Source organism: Frankia tisae (assembly GCF_025403405.1).
In the GTDB taxonomy this organism is placed as follows: Bacteria; Actinomycetota; Actinomycetes; order Frankiales; family Frankiaceae; genus Frankia; species Frankia tisai.
Genome location: NZ_JANEZT010000669.1, coordinates 1 through 1,578 on the forward strand (window position 1 = coordinate 1; position 1,578 = coordinate 1,578).

A 1,578-nucleotide genomic window follows, 5' to 3' on the forward strand; every position below is an offset into this window, starting at 1 on the left:
CCCTGTCTGTCAGACTCCCGTGAGACATGAGGATCATCGAGACCTCGGTAGCGTAGGGCGAGACGGGATCTTCAGGACCAGTGACGTTGACCATGGCGGACATGGCCTCCTCGAAGCGGGAGGATGGCGGGGTGAGCTCGTCTGGAGGGCCGCGGTCGGACCGGCCGAAGCGCCGGAGCTTCACCGCGGCCTACAAGAAGAGAATCCTCAGCGAGTACGACGGGTTGACCGGTTCGGGTGAACGGGGCGCGTTGCTGCGCCGGGAGGGTCTTTACCACTCCCATATCCAGAAGTGGCGCGAGGCGCGGGACCAGGGGGCCAGCGAGGGTCTCACTGCCAAGCCCGCCGGTCGGCCCGCGGCCAGCGAGACGGATATCGATAACGAGCGGCTACGCCGAGAGAACGAACGGCTCGCCACCGAGCTGGCACGAACGAAAGCAGCGCTGGAAATCGTGGGAAAAGCACACGCGCTCTTGGAACTGATCTCCGAGAGCGCGGATTCCAGCAAGAAACCCGGCAGGTCATAGACGAGGCGTTCACCGAGCTGGTGCCCCTGACCTCGACCAGGGCCGCGTGCGACCTGCTCGGGATGTCACGGGCGACGGTGTACCGCCGGCGTCATCCCGCCCGATCCACCGAACGTCCGCCCCGGGCCCCGGCCGTCCACCCGGCGGCACTCGACGGCACCGAACGGGAACGGCTCCTGGAACTCCTCAACAGCGACCGGTTCGTCGACAAGTCCGCCGCCCAGGTCTGGGCGACCCTGCTCGACGAGGGCGTCTACCTGGCCAGCGTGTCCACCATGTACCGGCTGCTGCGTGCCCGACACCAGACCGGCGAGCGGCGGGCCCAGGCCACCCACCCCGCCCGAAAGAAACCGGAACTACTCGCGACCAGACCCAACGAAATCTGGAGCTGGGATATCACGAAACTCACCGGACCCGTCCGCGGAGTGTACTTCGACCTGTACGTCATCCTCGACATTTTCTCCCGTAAAGCCGTCCACTTCGAGGTGCATCCCACCGAGAACGGTGAACTCGCGAAGGCCTTCCTCGAGCAGGCGGTCACCGTGAACGGCGGTGTCCGGCCGAACGCCGTCCACGCCGACCGCGGAACCTCGATGACCTCCCAGCCGGTAGCCGCTCTCCTGGCCTATCTGAACATCGACCAGAGCCATTCCCGCCCGCATGTCTCCAATGACAATCCCTACAGTGAAGCGAACTTCAAGACACTCAAGTACTGTCCCGCTTTCCCGGGACGTTTCGGTTCCCTCCAGGACGCCCGCGTCTTCTGCGAGGTCTTCTTCCGCTACTACAACAACGAACACCGGCATTCGGGTATCGCTCTACACACCCCGGCCAGCGTCCATGACGGCACCGCCCACGAGATCCAGGCCCGCCGCGCCCAGGTCCTCGACGCCGCCTACACCGCCAACCCCGAGCGGTTCCACCGCCGACCAACCCCGCCCGCGCTCCCAGCCAAGGCATGGATCAACCAGCCCCCAGCGATCATCGAGACCCAGGAGACGCTACCCACGAACCAAGCCGCCTGATGTCTCACCGGGATTGACAGGCTCCG

1 protein-coding gene is annotated in these 1,578 nt (G+C 65.5%); it reads left to right on the forward strand.

What is annotated here, in order from left to right; genetic code table 11:
* The first annotated feature begins 92 nt into the window (after positions 1–92).
* Positions 93–1,552, forward strand: a protein-coding gene (locus NBZ85_RS30970; protein WP_438803125.1) for an IS3 family transposase whose coding sequence is annotated in 2 segments (ribosomal slippage) — positions 93–453 and positions 453–1,552 — 1,461 coding nt in all. Because the reading frame shifts where the segments join, the coding sequence is not laid out codon by codon here.
* The last annotated feature ends 26 nt before the right edge of the window (positions 1,553–1,578 follow it).